Source organism: Streptomyces sp. 3-6 (assembly GCF_056323165.1).
Map to the genome: position 1 here is coordinate 1 of NZ_JBWHZP010000026.1, position 17856 is coordinate 17856.

General features: G+C 71.1%; 9 protein-coding genes, 1 tRNA gene and 1 rRNA gene. 10 read left to right on the forward strand and 1 reads right to left on the reverse strand.

Annotated elements, in window-relative coordinates:
• From rrf to AC02VZ_RS23965, 3 genes are all read left to right on the forward strand, one after another.
• Positions 1–108, forward strand: a 5S ribosomal RNA gene (rrf, locus tag AC02VZ_RS23955); the annotation flags it as partial.
• A 114-nt stretch (positions 109–222) separates the two neighbouring features.
• A complete protein-coding gene (locus AC02VZ_RS23960; RefSeq protein ID WP_476476381.1) occupies positions 223–885 on the forward strand; it encodes a DegT/DnrJ/EryC1/StrS family aminotransferase in 663 nt (220 codons plus the stop codon).
• Between the two features lie 83 nt (positions 886–968).
• A tRNA-Thr gene (locus tag AC02VZ_RS23965) sits at positions 969–1041 on the forward strand.
• Between the two features lie 201 nt (positions 1042–1242).
• On the opposite strand, the gene AC02VZ_RS23970 is transcribed toward AC02VZ_RS23965, so the two are convergent.
• Positions 1243–3996, reverse strand: a complete 2754-nt coding sequence (locus AC02VZ_RS23970; RefSeq protein WP_476476365.1) for a SpoIIE family protein phosphatase — start codon at positions 3994–3996, stop codon at positions 1243–1245.
• A gap of 413 nt (positions 3997–4409) precedes the next feature.
• On the opposite strand from AC02VZ_RS23970, the gene AC02VZ_RS23975 reads away from it, so the two are divergent.
• From AC02VZ_RS23975 to AC02VZ_RS24005, 7 genes are all read left to right on the forward strand, one after another.
• Positions 4410–9872, forward strand: a complete 5463-nt coding sequence (locus tag AC02VZ_RS23975; RefSeq protein WP_476476366.1) for a HAMP domain-containing protein — start codon at positions 4410–4412, stop codon at positions 9870–9872.
• 339 nt (positions 9873–10211) lie between these two features.
• Positions 10212–10889: a response regulator gene (locus tag AC02VZ_RS23980; RefSeq protein WP_432057779.1), complete on the forward strand. Its 678-nt coding sequence runs from the start codon at positions 10212–10214 to the stop codon at positions 10887–10889.
• 193 nt (positions 10890–11082) lie between these two features.
• Positions 11083–13821 (forward strand): DNA translocase FtsK, encoded by a 2739-nt coding sequence (locus AC02VZ_RS23985; RefSeq protein WP_476476367.1) that lies wholly within the window; start codon positions 11083–11085, stop codon positions 13819–13821.
• Between the two features lie 251 nt (positions 13822–14072).
• Complete coding sequence (locus AC02VZ_RS23990; RefSeq protein ID WP_476476368.1) at positions 14073–14900, forward strand: helix-turn-helix domain-containing protein; 828 nt, start codon at positions 14073–14075, stop codon at positions 14898–14900.
• Between the two features lie 94 nt (positions 14901–14994).
• A complete protein-coding gene (gene rimO / locus AC02VZ_RS23995; RefSeq protein WP_432057776.1) occupies positions 14995–16470 on the forward strand; it encodes a 30S ribosomal protein S12 methylthiotransferase RimO in 1476 nt (491 codons plus the stop codon).
• Positions 16467–17306 carry a CDP-diacylglycerol--glycerol-3-phosphate 3-phosphatidyltransferase gene (pgsA, locus tag AC02VZ_RS24000; RefSeq protein ID WP_476476369.1) on the forward strand — a complete coding sequence of 280 codons (840 nt, stop codon included), beginning with the start codon at positions 16467–16469 and terminating at the stop codon, positions 17304–17306. The genes rimO and pgsA overlap by 4 nt, the downstream gene beginning before the upstream one ends.
• Positions 17303–17848 carry a CinA family protein gene (locus tag AC02VZ_RS24005; protein WP_476476370.1) on the forward strand — a complete coding sequence of 182 codons (546 nt, stop codon included), beginning with the start codon at positions 17303–17305 and terminating at the stop codon, positions 17846–17848. Before pgsA ends, AC02VZ_RS24005 begins: the two co-directional genes overlap by 4 nt.
• Positions 17849–17856 lie beyond the last annotated feature (8 nt).

The following is a 17856-nucleotide window of genomic DNA, read 5'->3' on the forward strand; positions in this document are numbered from 1 at the left end:
CATAGCGTAGGGGAAACGCCCGGTTACATTCCGAACCCGGAAGCTAAGCCTTACAGCGCCGATGGTACTGCAGGGGGGACCCTGTGGGAGAGTAGGACGCCGCCGAACAATACGTGACAGGGTTGGACCCGGAACTTCGGTTTCGGGTCCAACCCTTTTTTGTTGCCGGTCACTTGGAGTTCACGTCGCCCGACGAGCATCCGCCTCATGGGTATTGCCGCACTGCTCAGAGCCGCCGGCGTCGGCATCGGTGACGAAGTCGTCGTACCGGCCTTCGGGAACGTGGAGATCGCCGAGGCCGTCACGACGGTCGGCGCGATGCCGGTGTTCGCCGACATAGATCCGGTGACGTACGGACTGTCCCCGGCCGCCGTGGCGGACGCCCTGACTCTCCGGAGCGCCGCCGTGGTCGCCGTGCACCGCTTCGGCAGGCCCGCCGACCTGGCGCGACTGAGGTCCGTCGGGCAGCGGCACGGGCTGCTGGTCCTCGAGCACCACGAGGGCAGCGCGCCGCGGGACGACATAGCCCGGCGCCGGGAACGCGCCGCCTTTCTCGACGCAAGGCTCACAGGCGTGGCGACACCGGACGGAGCCGCCGGGCACACCTACGAGCAGTACGTCGTCCGGGTGCCCGGCAACGGCCGGCCCGACCGGGACGCCTTCGCCCGTGCCGTACGGGCCAGGGGCGTCGAGTGTTCGGTGCCCGTCAAGACCCCCGTGCACCGGCTGCCCGGGTTCCGCCGGTGCGTGTCCCTGCCCGAAACCGAGCGGGCCGCCGACGAGACGCTGGCGCTTCCGGTGCACGCGGCACTCACCAAGCGGGACATGCAACGCATGGCCTCCGCGTGCAATGCCCTCGGCGGACTGCTCCAGCCCGCTTCCTGAAGCCCCGGAAGGGTGGTTGGGAGCACGGTCCTGTTCGGGGTATGATCTATTCCGTTGCCGCGGGGAAACCCGGCCGGTAACAGGCCCCTATAGCTCAGTCGGTAGAGCGTCTCCATGGTAAGGAGAAGGTCAACGGTTCGATTCCGTTTGGGGGCTCCGTGACGAAAAGGCTCCGCCCATGATTCGGGCGGGGCCTTTCTCATGTTCGTGGCCGCGACCGTGTGCGCGGCAGGGAACAGGACCGGGACCGGGACGTCGACGCGGGCGAGCGCCGCATCCCGGCCGCGCACCTCGCAGTCCTCGTACCGCACGTGTCGCAGTCCACATGCGCACGGCTGCCCCGCGCCTCACGGTTCCTCAGTCCGTGTGCAGCCCCGGAACGCGCATCGCGAGGATCGCCATGTCGTCGGACGGGGCGTCCGAGGCGAAGCGCTCCACGGCACGCATGATGCGGGCCGCGACGGCGCCGGCGGTGAGGCCCGTGCACGTCGTCAGGACGTCGGCGAGTCCGTCGTCGCCCAGCATCCGGGAGCCCTCCCGGCGTTCGGTGACCCCGTCCGTGACGCAGAGCAGGACGTCGCCCGGATCGAGGACGACCGTCTGCTCGTAGAGCTCCAGGTCCTCCAGCACGCCGAGGAGCGGCTGGGGTTCGGCGGCCGGTTCCACGGTGCCGTCCTGCCGCAGGCGCAGCGGGAGCGGGTGGCCGGCGCAGACGACCTTCAGTTCGGCGCTGCCGTCCTCCTGGGGGCGCAACTCCCCGTAGAGGAGCGTGAGGAAGCGGCTGCGGGCGCCCTCGTCGAGGATCGCGGAGTTGAGCCGCTCCAGGACGGCCGGGCCGCTGAGGCCCTCGCGGGCGAGCAGGCGCAGGGCGTGCCGGGCGAGACCGGTGACCGCCGCCGCGTTGGGCCCCGTGCCGCAGACATCGCCGATGGCGAACCCGTAGGCGCCGTCGCTGATCGGGAACAGGTCGTAGAAGTCGCCGCCGACCTCGTTGCCCTCGCCGGCCGCGCGGTAGATGACCTCGACCTCGACGCCCTCCACCAGCGGGAGTTCCGGCGGCAGCAGGCTGCGCTGGAGCGACTGGCTGATCGCGGTGCGCTCCGAGTAGAGGCGGGCGTTGTCCAGTGCCAGGGCGGCCCTGCGGGAGAGGTCCTCGGCGAGTTCCAGGATCTCCTGGCGGAAGTGTTCGTCGGTCGGCTTGCCGAGGGTCAGTATGCCGATGACGCGGTTGCGGGCGACCAGCGGCAGCACGACGATCTCGCCGCCGACCGCGGAGGCCGTGGCGAGGGTGGGGCCGATGCCCGGGGTGACGCGGTGGTCGGGACCGCTCAGGCCGAGGCTGCGCATGGAGGTGCGCAGGGCCGCCTGGTGGGCCACCTCGCCGGGGGCCGACCACACGCGGGCGCCGGGCGTGGGCACCGGGTCGGGCGGCGGGATCTTCGACAGCAGCGACTTGATGCCGTCGATCTGCTCCTCGTCCTCGTGCAGGACGTAGGACAGGTACGGCTCGGAGGACTGGTCGGCGATCGTGTAGACGGCGCACCAGGTGGCGAGGGTGGGCACCGTCATCTGGGCCATCAGGGCCAGGGTCTGGTCGCGGTCGAGGGTGCCGGCCAGCAGGTCGGACGCCTCGACGAGGAAGCTCAGGGAGCCCCGGCGCAGCCGTTCCAGCTCGCCGAGGCGGGCGGACTCGACGGCCAGGGCGATCCGGTCGGCCGCGAACTGCAGGCGCAGCGCCTCCTCGTTGGAGTAGCGGCCGGGTGCCTCGGCGGCGACGCCGAGGGAGCCGGTGAGGCGGCCCTCGACCTTGAGCGGGACGGTGACGACGGACCGCATGCCGGTGCCGTTGAGGAGGGGGACCGCGCCGTGGACGGCGGTCAGGTCGTCGTGGACGGCGGGCATGCGGGCCGAGCCGTAGCGGCCGGGGCCGGCTTCGACGGGCACGCGGGCGAAGCGCTGCCGGGCGGAGGGCAGGCCGGTGGAGGCGCGGACCTCCAGTTCCGTCTCGTCGTCGGTGGCGAGGAGCAGGAAGGCGGAGTCGCCGTCGAGCATGTCGCGGGCGCGTTCGACCGTGCGCTGCAGGAGGCCGTCGAGGTCGTCGGGGGCGGGGGAGCCGATGAAGACCTCGAAGGGGTCGGTGTTCTGGCCCTCGCCCAGGGAGCCGGCACTGTCGGAGGACGGTGAGCGCAGCGGTGTCTGGAGGACCGCGCGTTCGTGGTCCCGGACCAGCAGGCACACGGTGGACGGTTCGCCGTCGGTGTCGCGGACGCGCAGGTGGGAGGCGTACACGGGCAGGACGCGGCCGTGGGCGCCGCGGATGCCGTAGCTGCCCTCCCAGCGGGACAGCTGGAGGGCCTCGGCGATGCCGGTGCCGGTGCCGGGGGTGTGCGGCCAGGCCGCGAGGTCGGTGAGGGGCTTGCCGGTGACCTGCTCGGCCGGGTAGCCGAACAGTTCCTCCGCGTCCTCGTTCCAGGAGGTGATGGTGCCGGCCCGGTCGATCTGCAGCACGGCGACCCGGACCCGTCCGTCGGCGAGGGGCAGCAGGTTGGGCGGCAGGGCGGGTCCGGCCGCGCGGGTGCCCACGGGGCGTTCCGGGAGGTCCAGCTGGAACCAGACGGTCTTGTGGGCGGGGGTGTACTCCACGCCCCAGCGGGATGCCAGGGCCGCGCACAGCTGGAGGCCGCGCCCGCCCTCCCGGTCGAGGCTGCCCATGGTGGCGAGGGAGCCCTGGACGGGGACCTCGCGTTCCGGATACCGGTCGGCCACCTCGATGCGGACGCCGTCGTCGCCGCGCAGGCAGAGCAGGTCAGCGGAGGTGCCGGCGTGCACCACGGCGTTGGTCACCAGTTCGCTGGTGAGAACGACGGCGTCGTCGACGATGTCACCGAAGCCCCAGCCCTGCAGGGTGTCGCGGACGAAGGCGCGGGCACTCGCGACCGAGCGCCCGACGGGCTCGAAGGTGGCGGCCGCGCGCGCGGTGATCACAGAACTCCTCGACCGGTTCTCGACGGGCATGACTCCGTGGCCGACCGGCTCCTGCCGCTGTTGCGGCAGCTCACCCGTCGGCCGTGGCTCCGGGGGGTGCTCCCCCGGGATCAGTCCGGTGGTCATTGGTGCGGCCGCCCCTCCGATGCCCGCTCGTCTTCGTCCACCGCCCAGGCCGGACGGACCGGCGCGGCTGGACAGCCGCATGCAAGGTTACTTACCTTCGCGGGTCAAGCGGATGCCGGTCTGCTGTGTTGTCGTCCGGAGGCGTCTGCCGTCCGGGGTCGTGTGCGGACGGTGTGCGAAGCTGCCGAACTGTTATGGCCTGGTTCGGTGGGGGTGAAACACTGGGCAGGCTAGTCGTGAAGGTCCGGGCAGGCGGAGTGTGCTTCGCGCCGGATGGGCAGCAGCCCGTCGGGGGGCGCCCTGCCGTGCCGGGCGGACATCGCAGTAGTACAGAAATGCGCAGTAGTAACCGGTACACCGTGCGGTGATGCCGGGGCACAGCGGTAACGGTCTAGCCCTGCGGGAGGGACACAGTGGAGTCTGGCGCAGCGACGCGGAGCACGAAGGCGCGCGCGAAGGGCGGACCGTCCTCCAGTGGACCGGGCAAGAAGCGGTCCGGGACCACCGTGGTGGACACCGCGGCCCTGAACCGGCTCCTGGTGGCTCTGGTGGCGATGCGCGACGGCAATTTCCGCAAGCGGCTCACGGTGTCCGGCGACGGCGTGATGTCGGAGATCGCGGCGGTCTTCAACGAGGTGGCCGACCGCAATCTGCACCTGACGGGCGAGCTGGCGCGGGTGCGGCGGATGGTCGGGCGTGAGGGCAAGCTCACGGAGCGGCTGGAGACGGGGGCCTGCGAGGGCTCCTGGGCGACGGCGATCGACCACTCGAACGCGCTGGTGGACGACCTGGTGCGCCCGGTGTCCGAGGTGAGCCGGGTGCTGTCGGCGGTGGCCGAGGGTGATCTGTCGCCGCGCATGGAGCTGCGGACGCAGGCGCAGGACGGCAGCGGTCATCCGCTGCGCGGGGAGTTCCTGAAGGTCGCCCGGACCGTCAACAACCTGGTCGACCAGCTGTCGACGTTCACCGACGAGGTCACGCGGGTGGCCAGCGAGGTGGGCACCGAGGGCAAGCTGGGCGGTCAGGCGCGGGTGCGCGGCATGTCCGGCTCGTGGAAGGACCTGACGGACTCGGTCAACACCATGGCGGAGCGGTTGACCGCGCAGGTGCGGGACATCGCCCTGGTGACGACGGCGGTCGCGCGCGGTGACCTGTCGCGCAAGGTGACCGTGCACGTCGAGGGCGAGATGCTGGAGCTGAAGAACACCGTCAACACGATGGTGGACCAGCTCTCCGCGTTCTCCTCCGAGGTGACCCGGGTGGCGCGCGAGGTGGGCACCGAGGGCGCGCTGGGCGGTCAGGCGCAGGTGCCCGGGGTGGCCGGGGTGTGGAAGGAACTCACCGATTCGGTGAACACCATGGCCGGGAACCTGACGGCCCAGGTGCGAGGGATCGCGGAGGTGACGACGGCGGTCGCCAACGGTGACCTGTCCCGGAAGGTGACGGTTCCGGCCCGGGGCGAGGTGGCCCAGCTCGCCGAGACGATCAACCAGATGACCGAGACGCTGCGGATCTTCGCGGACGAGGTCACGCGGGTCGCCAACGAGGTCGGGGCCGAGGGGCGGCTGGGCGGCCAGGCGAACGTGCCGGGCGCGGCGGGGACGTGGAAGGACCTGACGGACTCCGTCAACACGGTGTTCCGGAACCTCACCACGCAGGTGCGGGACATCGCCGCGGTGACGACGGCGGTCGCCAACGGTGACCTGTCGCAGAAGGTCACGGTGGACGTGGCCGGCGAGATGCTGGAGCTGAAGAACACCGTCAACACGATGGTGGACCAGCTGTCCTCCTTCGGTGCCGAGGTCACGCGGGTGGCGCGGGAGATCGGTGTGGAGGGCGAGCTGGGCGGGCAGGCCCAGGTGCCGGGCGCGGCGGGGACGTGGAAGGACCTGACGGACTCCGTCAACACGGCGTTCCGCAACCTCACCGGACAGGTGAGGAACATCGCGCAGGTGACGACGGCGGTCGCCAACGGTGACCTGTCGCAGAAGGTCACGGTCGACGTGTCCGGCGAGATGCTCCAGCTGAAGAACACCGTGAACACGATGGTGGACCAGCTGTCGTCCTTCGCGGACCAGGTCACCAGGATGGCCCGGGACGTGGGCACGGAGGGCCGGCTGGGCGGTCAGGCCCGGGTAGACGGTGTCTCGGGCACCTGGAAGGAGCTGACCGACTCCGTCAACTCGATGGCGGGCAACCTGACCTCCCAGGTGCGCAACATCGCGCAGGTGACGACGGCCGTGGCGCGCGGGGACCTGTCGCAGAAGATCGACGTGGACGCGCGCGGGGAGATCCTGGAGCTGAAGAACACCATCAACACGATGGTGGACCAGCTCTCCTCCTTCGCCGACCAGGTCACGAGGGTGGCCCGCGAGGTGGGCACCGAGGGCCGCCTCGGCGGTCAGGCGCAGGTGCCCGGGGTCGCCGGGGTGTGGCGGGACCTGACGGACTCCGTGAACGGCATGGCGTCGAACCTGACCGGCCAGGTGCGCAACATCGCGCAGGTGGCGACGGCGGTGGCGCGCGGTGACCTGTCGCAGAAGATCACCGTGGACGCGCGCGGGGAGATCCTCGAGCTCAAGAACACGCTGAACACGATGGTGGACCAGCTGTCGTCGTTCGCCGAGGAGGTCACCCGGGTGGCCCGTGAGGTCGGTACCGAGGGCATCCTCGGCGGCCAGGCCGAGGTGCAGGGCGTGTCCGGCACGTGGAAGGACCTCACGCAGTCGGTGAACGGCATGGCGAACAACCTGACCCTGCAGGTGCGCAACATCGCCGAGGTCACCACCGCGGTCGCCAAGGGCGACCTGTCGAAGAAGATCACCGTCGACGCCAAGGGCGAGATCCTCGAACTGGTCACCACGGTCAACACGATGGTGGACCAGCTGTCGTCGTTCGCCGAGCAGGTGACCCGGGTGGCGCGCGAGGTGGGCACCGAGGGCATCCTGGGCGGCCAGGCGCACGTGCCCGGTGTGACGGGCATCTGGAAGGACCTGAGCGACAACGTCAACCTGATGGCGAAGAACCTCACCACCCAGGTGCGGAACATCTCCCAGGTGTCCGCCGCGGTCGCCAACGGCGACCTGACGCGGCAGGTGAGCATCGAGGCGCGCGGTGAGGTGGCGCAGCTCGCCGACACCATCAACATCATGGTGAAGACGCTCAGCGCGTTCGCCGAGCAGGTCACCAAGGTGGCGCGCGAGGTGGGCACGGACGGCATCCTGGGCGGCCAGGCGCACGTCCCGGGGGTGGCCGGCACCTGGAAGGACCTCACCGAGTCCGTGAACCAGATGGCGTCCAACCTGACCGGCCAGGTGCGCAACATCGCGATGGTGACCACCGCCATCGCCAAGGGCGACCTGACCAAGAAGATCGACATCGACGCGCGCGGGGAGATCCTGGAGCTGAAGACCACCATCAACACGATGGTGGACCAGCTGTCCTCGTTCGCCGAGGAGGTCACCCGGGTGGCCCGCGAGGTGGGCACCGAGGGCCAGCTCGGCGGTCAGGCGCGGGTGCGGGACGTGGACGGCACCTGGCGGGACCTGACCGAGTCGGTGAACGAGATGGCCGGGAACCTGACCCGGCAGGTGCGGGCCATCGCGCGGGTGGCGACCGCGGTGACCCGGGGCGACCTGAACCTGAAGATCGACGTGGACGCGTCCGGGGAGATCCAGGAACTGCAGGACTACATCAACAAGATGATCGCCAACCTGCGCGACACCACGATCGCCAACAAGGAGCAGGACTGGCTCAAGGGCAACCTCGCCCGGATCTCCGCGCTGATGCAGGGCCGCCGCGACCTGGAGGACGTGGCCTCGCTGATCATGAGCGAGCTGACGCCGGTGGTCTCCGCCCAGCACGGCGCGTTCTTCCTGGCGATGCCGCTGGTGGACGGCGAGGACCTGCACTCCGCCGACGACGACCAGTTCGAGCTGCGGATGCTCGGCTCGTACGGCTACTCCATGGGCTCCATGCCGACGTCGTTCCGCCCCGGCGAGGGGCTGATCGGCACCGCCGCCATGGAGAAGCGCACGATCCTCGTGGAGAACGCCCCCAGCGGCTACCTGAAGATCTCCTCGGGGCTCGGTGAGGCGCCGCCCGCACAGGTCATCGTGCTGCCGGTGCTGTTCGAGGGCCAGGTGCTCGGCGTGATCGAGCTGGCCTCGTTCACGCCGTTCACGCACATCCAGAAGGACTTCCTCAACCAGATCGCCGAGATGATCGCGACCAGCGTCAACACCATCTCGGTCAACACCAAGACGGAGCGGCTGCTGCGTCAGTCGCAGGAGCTGACCGAGCAACTGCGGGAGCGTTCGGCGGAGTTGGAGCAGCGGCAGAAGGCGCTGCAGGCGTCCAACGCCGAACTGGAGGAGAAGGCCGAGCTGCTGGCCCGGCAGAACCGCGACATCGAGGTGAAGAACACCGAGATCGAGGAGGCGCGCCAGGTCCTGGAGGAGCGTGCCGAACAGCTCGCGGTGTCGATGCGCTACAAGAGCGAGTTCCTGGCCAACATGTCGCACGAGCTGCGCACCCCGCTCAACTCGCTGCTGATCCTGGCCAAGCTGCTCGCCGACAACGCCGAGGGCAACCTCTCGCCGAAGCAGGTGGAGTTCGCCGAGACCATCCACGGGGCCGGTTCCGACCTGCTGCAGCTCATCAACGACATCCTCGACCTGTCGAAGGTCGAGGCGGGCAAGATGGACGTCTCGCCGACCCGGATCGCGCTCGTGCAGCTGGTGGACTACGTGGAGGCCACCTTCCGGCCGCTGACCGCGGAGAAGGGCCTGGACCTGTCCGTGCGGGTGTCGCCGGAGCTGCCGGCCACCCTGCACACCGACGAGCAGCGGCTGCTGCAGGTGCTGCGCAATCTGCTGTCGAACGCGGTGAAGTTCACCGATTCCGGGTCGGTGGAGCTGGTCATCCGGCCCGCGCGGGACGACGTCCCGCAGCGGATCCGGGAGCAGTTGCTGGAGGCCGGGTCGCTGACCGATCCGCACGCCGACCTGATCGCGTTCTCGGTGACCGACACGGGCATCGGCATCGCGGCGAGCAAGATGCGGGTCATCTTCGAGGCGTTCAAGCAGGCGGACGGCACGACCAGCCGGAAGTACGGCGGGACGGGGCTCGGGCTGTCGATCTCCCGGGAGATCGCGCAGCTGCTCGGCGGTGAGATCCACGCGCAGAGCGAGCCGGGCCGCGGCTCCACCTTCACGCTGTACCTGCCGCTGCACCCCGGTGAGCTGCCGCCCAACGGCTACCAGCACGCGCTGCCCGCCCTGGAGGCCGGTGAGCCGGTGACGTCGCCGGGCCCGGAAGCGGCGGCCGACGCGCCGGGCGGGGCCGCGGTGCGCCCGGATCCGGCTGAGGCCCCGGCCGCGCTGTTCCTGCGGCGCCGCCGCAGCACGCCGGCGCTGGAGTCGCCGGCTCCCGAGCCGCAGCCGGAGCAGTGGGCGGGCGTCGAGCAGGAGCCGGCGCCCCGGTCGGCGCGGGGCATCCGCTTCGGCGGGCAGAAGGTGCTGATCGTCGACGACGACATCCGCAACGTGTTCGCGCTGACCAGCGTGCTGGAGCAGCACGGCCTGTCGGTGCTGTACGCGGAGAACGGCCGGGAGGGCATCGAGGTGCTGGAGCAGCACGACGACGTGGCGGTCGTGCTGATGGACATCATGATGCCGGAGATGGACGGGTACGCGACCACCACCGCGATCCGGCGGATGCCGCAGTTCGCGGGGCTGCCGATCATCGCGCTGACGGCGAAGGCGATGAAGGGCGACCGGGAGAAGGCGATCGAGTCGGGTGCCTCGGACTACGTGACGAAGCCGGTCGACCCCGACCACCTGCTGTCGGTGATGGAGCAGTGGATGGGCAGCTGAGCGAGGGCCGCCCGGCGGGGCCGGGGCGGTGGGACCGCCGGCCGTGCGGTGTGCGACCGTGGGGGAGGCGCCGGTGTTCGTTCCGCAGCCGCCCACCCGGTGTGCGGGAAGCCGTGTAGAAGGGCCCGATCCGGGGAACCTTCTGGTCTCCCGCCGCGTTTCCGGTGTGTGCACAGTGACATCACGGTGACAGGGTGTGGTGACGGGCGGGGTGCGGCTACGATGACCGGCACAAGGACGGGCGGCGCAAGGGAGCCGTCCCTCGGGGTGGCACCTGCCGGTGCCGTTCCAGGTCCTGCGAGTAGGGGAGGCCCCACGCCGGGGCGAGGAGGGCGGGCCATGGTGCAGAAGGCCAAGATCCTCCTGGTCGATGACCGGCCGGAGAATCTGCTGGCGCTGGAGGCGATCCTCTCGGCGCTCGATCAGACGCTGGTGCGGGCATCGTCCGGGGAGGAAGCGCTCAAGGCGCTGCTCACGGACGATTTCGCGGTCATTCTGCTGGACGTCCAGATGCCGGGCATGGACGGGTTCGAGACCGCGGCGCACATCAAGCGGCGGGAGCGCACCCGGGACATCCCGATCATCTTCCTGACGGCGATCAACCACGGCCCTCATCACACCTTCCGCGGCTACGCGGCAGGAGCGGTCGACTACATCTCCAAGCCGTTCGACCCGTGGGTGCTGCGGGCGAAGGTGTCGGTCTTCGTCGAGCTGTACATGAAGAACTGCCAGCTGCGCGAGCAGGCGGCCCTGCTGCGGCTGCAGTTGGAGGGCGACGAGAAGAACGCCGACCGCCCGGAGGAGCCGGCGGGCCTGCTCGCCGAGCTCTCGGCGCGGCTCGCCGCCGTCGAGGAGCAGGCCGAGGCGCTCACCAAGCAGCTCAACGACGAGGCGACGGACGCCGCCGCGGTGGCCACGGCCGCGCACCTGGAGCGGAAGCTCACGGGGCTGCGGCGCGCCCTCGACGCGCTGGAGCCGGGCGCCGGAAACGCCTCCTCCGTCTCCTCGCAGAACTGAACCGGGGCGCGGGGCCGCACAACCGCCGCACAACCACCGCCGTGCGCGCGGGTGTTGCGCGTCCCGCGGACACGGGTGGGCCTGACGCGCCGTCAACCGTCTCGTCACCTCCACGCCTCAACAGGCGCGACACGAACGGGTGAAGCAGTGGGCACACGTGTCCCCGGGCGTCTCCGGCGGTAACCTCACACCCATGGCCTCACGTCCCTCCGCAGCCAAGAAGCCGCCCGCGAAGAAGGCGGCCGCTTCCGCGAAGGCTCCGGCGAAGAAGGCCGCGGCCAAGAAGGCCCCCGCGAAGAAGGCGCCCGCGCGCAAGGCTCCGGCGAAGAAGCCCGGCCCCGCCCCGAACCCGACCAACGGTGTCTACCGCCTCGTCCGCGCGATCTGGCTCGGCCTGGCGCACGCCGTCGGCGCGGTGTTCCGCGGCATAGGGACGGGAGCCCGGAACCTCGACCCGGCCCACCGCAAGGACGGGCTGGCCCTGCTGCTGCTCGCCATCGCGCTCATCGTCGCCGCCGGCACCTGGGCCGACCTGGAGGGCCCGGTCGGCGACCTGCTGGAGATCCTGGTGACCGGCGCCTTCGGCCGGCTCGACCTGCTGGTGCCGATCCTGGTGACGGTCATCGCCGTGCGCCTCATCCGGCACCCGGAGAAGCCGGAGGCCAACGGCCGGATCGTGATCGGCCTGTCGGCCCTCGTCGTCGGCGTCCTCGGCCAGGTCCACATCGGGTGCGGCTCGCCCGCCCGCAGCGAGGGCATGCAGGCCATACGGGACGCCGGCGGCCTCATCGGCTGGGCGGCGGCCACGCCCCTGTCGTCCACCATGACCGATGTCCTCGCCGTGCCCCTGCTGGTGCTGCTCACGGTGTTCGGGCTGCTCGTGGTCACCGCCACCCCCGTCAACGCCATCCCGCAGCGGCTGCGGCTGCTCGGCGTGAAGCTCGGCTTGGTCCACGACCCCGAGCCGGAGGACTTCGGCGAGGACGACCAGCGCTACGAGGAGCAGTGGCGCGAGGCGCTGCCCGCGAGCCGCCGCAGGCGGGGACCCGCGCCCCAGGAGTACGACCCCGACGCGGCCGAGGAGCAGGCGCTGACCCGGCGCCGGGGCCGCACCCGCCGGTCCGCGGTGCCGCAGCCCGACCTGGACCGTGCCCAGGACGCCGTCGACGTGGCCGCCGCGGCGGCAGCCGCCCTCGACGGCGCCGTGCTGCACGGCATGCCGCCCTCGCCGGTCGTCGCCGACCTCACCCAGGGCGTGCGCGTCGGGGACACCGAGCCCACCACCCCCACGCCCGTCCCGGCCGCCCGGCCGCAGCAGGACTCCTCCCGTCCCGGGAAGGCGAAGCAGGAGCCGCGGGGCGACCGCCCGCCGGCCGGTGTGCTGGACATGACCAAGGCGCCGCCTCCCGAGCCCCGGGACCTGCCCGCCCGCGCCGAGCAGCTCCAGCTCTCCGGCGACATCACCTACGCGCTGCCCTCCCTCGACCTGCTGACCCGCGGCGGCCCGGGCAAGGCGCGCAGCGCGGCCAACGACGCCATAGTGGACGCGCTGCGCAAGGTGTTCACCGAGTTCAAGGTGGACGCCGCCGTCACCGGCTTCACCCGCGGCCCCACGGTCACCCGCTACGTCGTCGAACTGGGCCCGGCCGTCAAGGTCGAGCGGGTCACCGCCCTCACCAAGAACATCGCCTACGCCGTGGCGAGCCCCGACGTGCGGATCATCAGCCCCATCCCCGGCAAGTCCGCGGTCGGCATCGAGATCCCCAACACCGACCGCGAGATGGTGAACCTGGGCGACGTGCTGCGGCTCGCGGAGTCCGCCGAGGACGACGACCCGATGCTGGTGGCCTTCGGCAAGGACGTCGAGGGCGGCTACGTGATGGACTCGCTGGCGAAGATGCCGCACATGCTGGTGGCCGGCGCCACCGGCTCCGGCAAGTCGTCCTGCATCAACTGCCTGATCACCTCGATCATGATGCGGGCGACCCCGGAGGACGTCCGCATGATCCTCGTCGACCCCAAGCGCGTCGAGCTGACGGCCTACGAGGGCATCCCGCACCTGATCACGCCGATCATCACCAACCCCAAGCGGGCCGCGGAGGCGCTGCAGTGGGTCGTGCGCGAGATGGACCTGCGCTACGACGACCTCGCGGCCTACGGCTACCGGCACATCGACGACTTCAACCGCGCGGTCCGCGAGGGCAAGGTCAAGCCGCCCGAGGGCAGCGAGCGCGAACTGCAGCCCTACCCGTACCTGCTGGTGATCGTGGACGAGCTGGCCGACCTGATGATGGTGGCGCCGCGGGACGTCGAGGACGCCATCGTGCGGATCACGCAGCTCGCGCGGGCGGCCGGCATCCACCTGGTGCTCGCCACCCAGCGGCCGTCCGTCGACGTGGTCACCGGTCTGATCAAGGCGAACGTGCCCTCCCGGCTCGCGTTCGCCACCTCCTCCCTCGCCGACTCGCGCGTCATCCTCGACCAGCCCGGCGCCGAGAAGCTGATCGGCAAGGGCGACGGGCTGTTCCTGCCGATGGGGGCCAACAAGCCGACCCGGCTGCAGGGCGCCTTCGTCACCGAGGAGGAGGTCGCGGCCGTCGTCCAGCACTGCAAGGACCAGATGGCGCCCGTCTTCCGGGAGGACGTCGTCGTCGGGACCAAGCAGAAGAAGGAGATCGACGAGGACATCGGCGACGACCTCGACCTGCTGTGCCAGGCGGCGGAACTGGTGGTCTCCACCCAGTTCGGGTCGACGTCCATGCTCCAGCGCAAGCTGCGCGTCGGCTTCGCCAAGGCGGGCCGGCTGATGGACCTCATGGAGTCCCGGAACATCGTCGGACCGAGCGAGGGGTCGAAGGCTCGTGACGTTCTTGTGAAGCCTGACGAGCTGGATGGCGTGCTCGCGCTGATCCGGGGGGAGTCTGAAGGGTAGGCACGCGGGACACGGTCGTCACCCCGGCGCGGCCGGGTGGCGGATCGTGACTCACCCGTAAGGGATCCGTGAGCAACCGTTTCCCTGTGACGTACGTCAAGTTGAGGGAAGAACACACCGCAGGAGCGCCGTCGGGATGTCGGGCCATTCCGATGGCGTACAAAGTCCGACCGCCCGGTTGCCCCACCCTCTCGTACCCCTCCTAGACTGAACCTCCAGCACAGGCGGCTACACGCTCGAAAGGCGCCCCCGTGTCCATCGGCAACTCCCCTGAAGACGAGCGTCCGTTCGAAGACGTATCCGAGGAAGCCCGCCCCTCCGTCGGCCGTGCCCTGCAGCAGGCCCGCATCGCCGCCGGGCTGACCGTCGACGACGTCAGTACCGCCACCCGCGTCCGGATCGCCATCGTGCGCGCCATCGAGGCGGACGACTTCGCGCCCTGCGGCGGCGACGTCTACGCCCGCGGGCACATCCGGACCCTGGCCCGCGCCGTCGGCCTCGACCCGGCTCCGCTGATCGCACAGTTCGAGCGCGAGCACGGCGCGCCCGCGGCACCGACCCCCGCGGCCCCGCTGTTCGAGGCGGAACGCATCCGTCCCGAGCGCCGCGGACCCAACTGGACCGCCGCCATGGTCGCCGCGATCGTCGCGGTGATCGGCTTCGTCGGCTTCACCATGGTCAACGGCGACGACGGCGGCAAGGTCGACGTGGCGGACGACACCACTCCCAGCACCTCGCCCTCGCCCACCCCCAAGTCCAAGAAGCCCGCCGCCCCCGAGCCCGACCCCTCCGACAGCGCGATCGCCGCCGCACCCCAGGACAAGGTGACGGTCCGGGTCAGCGCCACCGACGGACGCAGCTGGATCTCCGCCAAGGACCACAACGGCCGGCTGCTCTTCGACGGCCTGCTCAAACAGGGCGATTCCAAGACGTTCCAGGACAGCTCGAAGATCAACCTGGTGCTCGGCGACGCCGGTGCGATCGACCTGTTCGTCAACGGCAAGAAGATCGAGGACGACTTCCAGCCGGGCGCCGTGGAGCGCCTGACCTACACCAAGGGCGACCCCCAGGCCGGATAGCCGGCCCCGGGGGAGCGTCCCGCCGACGGGCCCGGCCGGCAGCGGCCAACCCCGTCGGCGGGGGGCGAGGCCGGGACGAAGTAGTCTTGAGCCCATGCCTGAACGCCGTACCGTCGCACTCGTCACCCTTGGCTGCGCCCGTAACGAGGTGGACTCGGAGGAGCTCGCAGGCCGTTTGGAGGCGGACGGCTGGCAGCTCGTGGAGAACGCCGAGGCCGCCGACGTCGCGGTCGTGAACACCTGTGGCTTCGTCGAGGCGGCCAAGAAGGACTCCGTCGACGCCCTCCTGGAGGCCAACGACCTCAAGGGACACGGGAGAACGCAGGCCGTCGTCGCGGTGGGCTGCATGGCCGAGCGGTACGGCAAGGAACTCGCCGACGCCCTCCCCGAGGCGGACGGCGTGCTCGGCTTCGACGACTACGCCGACATCTCCGACCGCCTCCAGACCATCCTGAACGGCGGCATCCACGCCTCCCACACCCCGCGCGACCGGCGCAAGCTGCTGCCGATCAGCCCGGCCGAGCGGCAGGACTCCGCCGCCGCAGTCGCCCTCCCGGGCCACGCGCCGGCCGACCTCCCCGACGGTCTCGCGCCCGCCTCGGGCCCCCGGGCGCCGCTGCGCCGCCGGCTGGACGGGGCGCCGGTGGCCTCGGTGAAGTTGGCGTCGGGCTGCGACCGGCGCTGCTCCTTCTGCGCCATCCCCTCCTTCCGGGGCTCCTTCATCTCGCGTCGTCCCAGCGACGTGCTGAACGAGACCCGGTGGCTGGCCGAACAGGGTGTGAAGGAGATCATGCTGGTCTCCGAGAACAACACCTCCTACGGCAAGGACCTCGGCGACATCCGCCTGCTGGAGTCGCTGCTGCCCGAGCTGGCGGAGGTCGACGGCCTGGAGCGGGTGCGGGTCAGCTACCTCCAGCCCGCCGAGATGCGCCCGGGACTCATCGACGTGCTGACCTCCACCCCGAAGGTCGCCCCCTACTTCGACCTGTCCTTCCAGCACTCCGCGCCCGGCGTGCTGCGCGCCATGCGCCGCTTCGGTGACACCGACCGCTTCCTGGAGCTGCTCGACACCATCCGGAGCAAGGCGCCCCAGGCGGGCGTGCGCTCCAACTTCATCGTCGGCTTCCCCGGCGAGTCCGCGGACGACCTGGCCGAGCTGGAGCGTTTCCTCAACCACGCGCGCCTGGACGCCATCGGCGTCTTCGGCTACTCCGACGAGGAGGGCACCGAGGCGGCGACCTACGACCGCAAGCTGGACGAGGACGTCGTCGCCGAGCGGCTCGCGCGGGTCTCCCGGCTGGCCGAGGAACTGGTCTCGCAGCGCGCCGAGGAGCGCGTCGGCGAGACCGTGCACGTGCTGGTGGAGTCCGTCGACGAGGAGGAGGGCGTGTACGGCCGTGCCGCCCACCAGGCGCCGGAGACGGACGGCCAGGTGCTGCTCACGAGCGGCGAGGGTGTGCGGGTCGGCCGTATGGTCGAGGCGAAGGTGGTGGGCACCGAGGGTGTCGACCTGGTGGCCGAGCCGCTGTTCCAGGGCTCGCTCGCACACATCGAGGAGGCGGGCAGATGACGGGCGCCCCGGCATCCGCGGCAGGCGGCCCCTCCGGCGCGAGGAGGCCGGCGGCGGCGCATGCCGCCCCGGGAGCGGTCCCGGGGCCGGTGGCCGGACGTCCGGCGGCCCGCAGGGCCGGGGACGCGGCACCGGGGACCGACCGGGTGCTCGCCGGCGGGGCCGGCGCCTCCGGCGCGGCCGACCACCCGTCCGACGACGCCGGGACGCGTGCCCGCGGCGGGAAGATCACCGCGGCGGCCGTGAACCAGGCCAGTGTCTGGAACATCGCCAACCTGCTGACCATGCTGCGGCTGCTGCTCGTCCCGGCCTTCGTCATGCTGATGCTGGCCGACGGCGGCTACGACCCGGCCTGGCGGTCGCTCGCCTGGGCGGCCTTCGCGATCGCCATGATCACCGACCTGTTCGACGGTCACCTGGCCCGGACCTACAACCTGGTCACCGACTTCGGGAAGATCGCCGACCCCATCGCCGACAAGGCGATCATGGGGGCGGCGCTGATCTGTCTGTCGGCGCTGGGCGATCTGCCGTGGTGGGTCACCGGCGTCATCCTCGGCCGGGAACTCGGCATCACGCTGCTGCGTTTCCTGGTCATCCGCTACGGGGTCATCCCGGCCAGCCGCGGCGGCAAGCTCAAGACGCTCACCCAGGGCGTGGCCGTCGGCATGTACGTCCTGGCGCTGACGGGGCCGCTGGCGACGCTGCGCTTCTGGGTGATGGCCGCCGCCGTCGTGTTGACCGTCGCCACCGGACTGGACTACGTGCGCCAGGCGGTGGTCCTGCGCAGGCGGGGAATGGGCGAGCGCCGTGCGTCGTTGGAGGAGAAGGAAGCGTGAGTTCGACGGCCGCCCAGGTGGTGCGACTCCTCACGGCGAGCGGCGGGACGCTGGCCGTGGCCGAGTCGCTGACGGGCGGCCTGGTGGCGGCGGAGATCACCGCCGTCCCCGGGGCATCCCGGGTCTTCCGGGGGTCGGTGACCGCCTACGCCACCGACCTGAAGCATCGACTGCTCGGCGTCGACGACGCCCTGCTGGCGGCGCGCGGAGCCGTGGACCCGCAGGTCGCGGCGGACATGGCGGCCGGGGTGCGCAGGGCGCTGGGCGCCGACTGGGGCATCGCCACGACCGGAGTGGCGGGCCCCGATCCCCAGGACGGGCAGGAGGTCGGGACGGTGTTCGTGGCCGTCCACGGACCCTCCGGGACCGGTCCTGATTCCCACGCCGACGGAAAAGTGGAGCGACTGCGGTTGAACGGCGGCCGCGCGGAAATTCGTATGGAGAGTGTACGCAGCGTACTCGCACTGCTCCTGAGGGAGCTTGCGGACGAACAGACCGGAAACGAGCGGGCACAGGATACGGAACGGAACGGGGGGTTTTGATGTTTGCA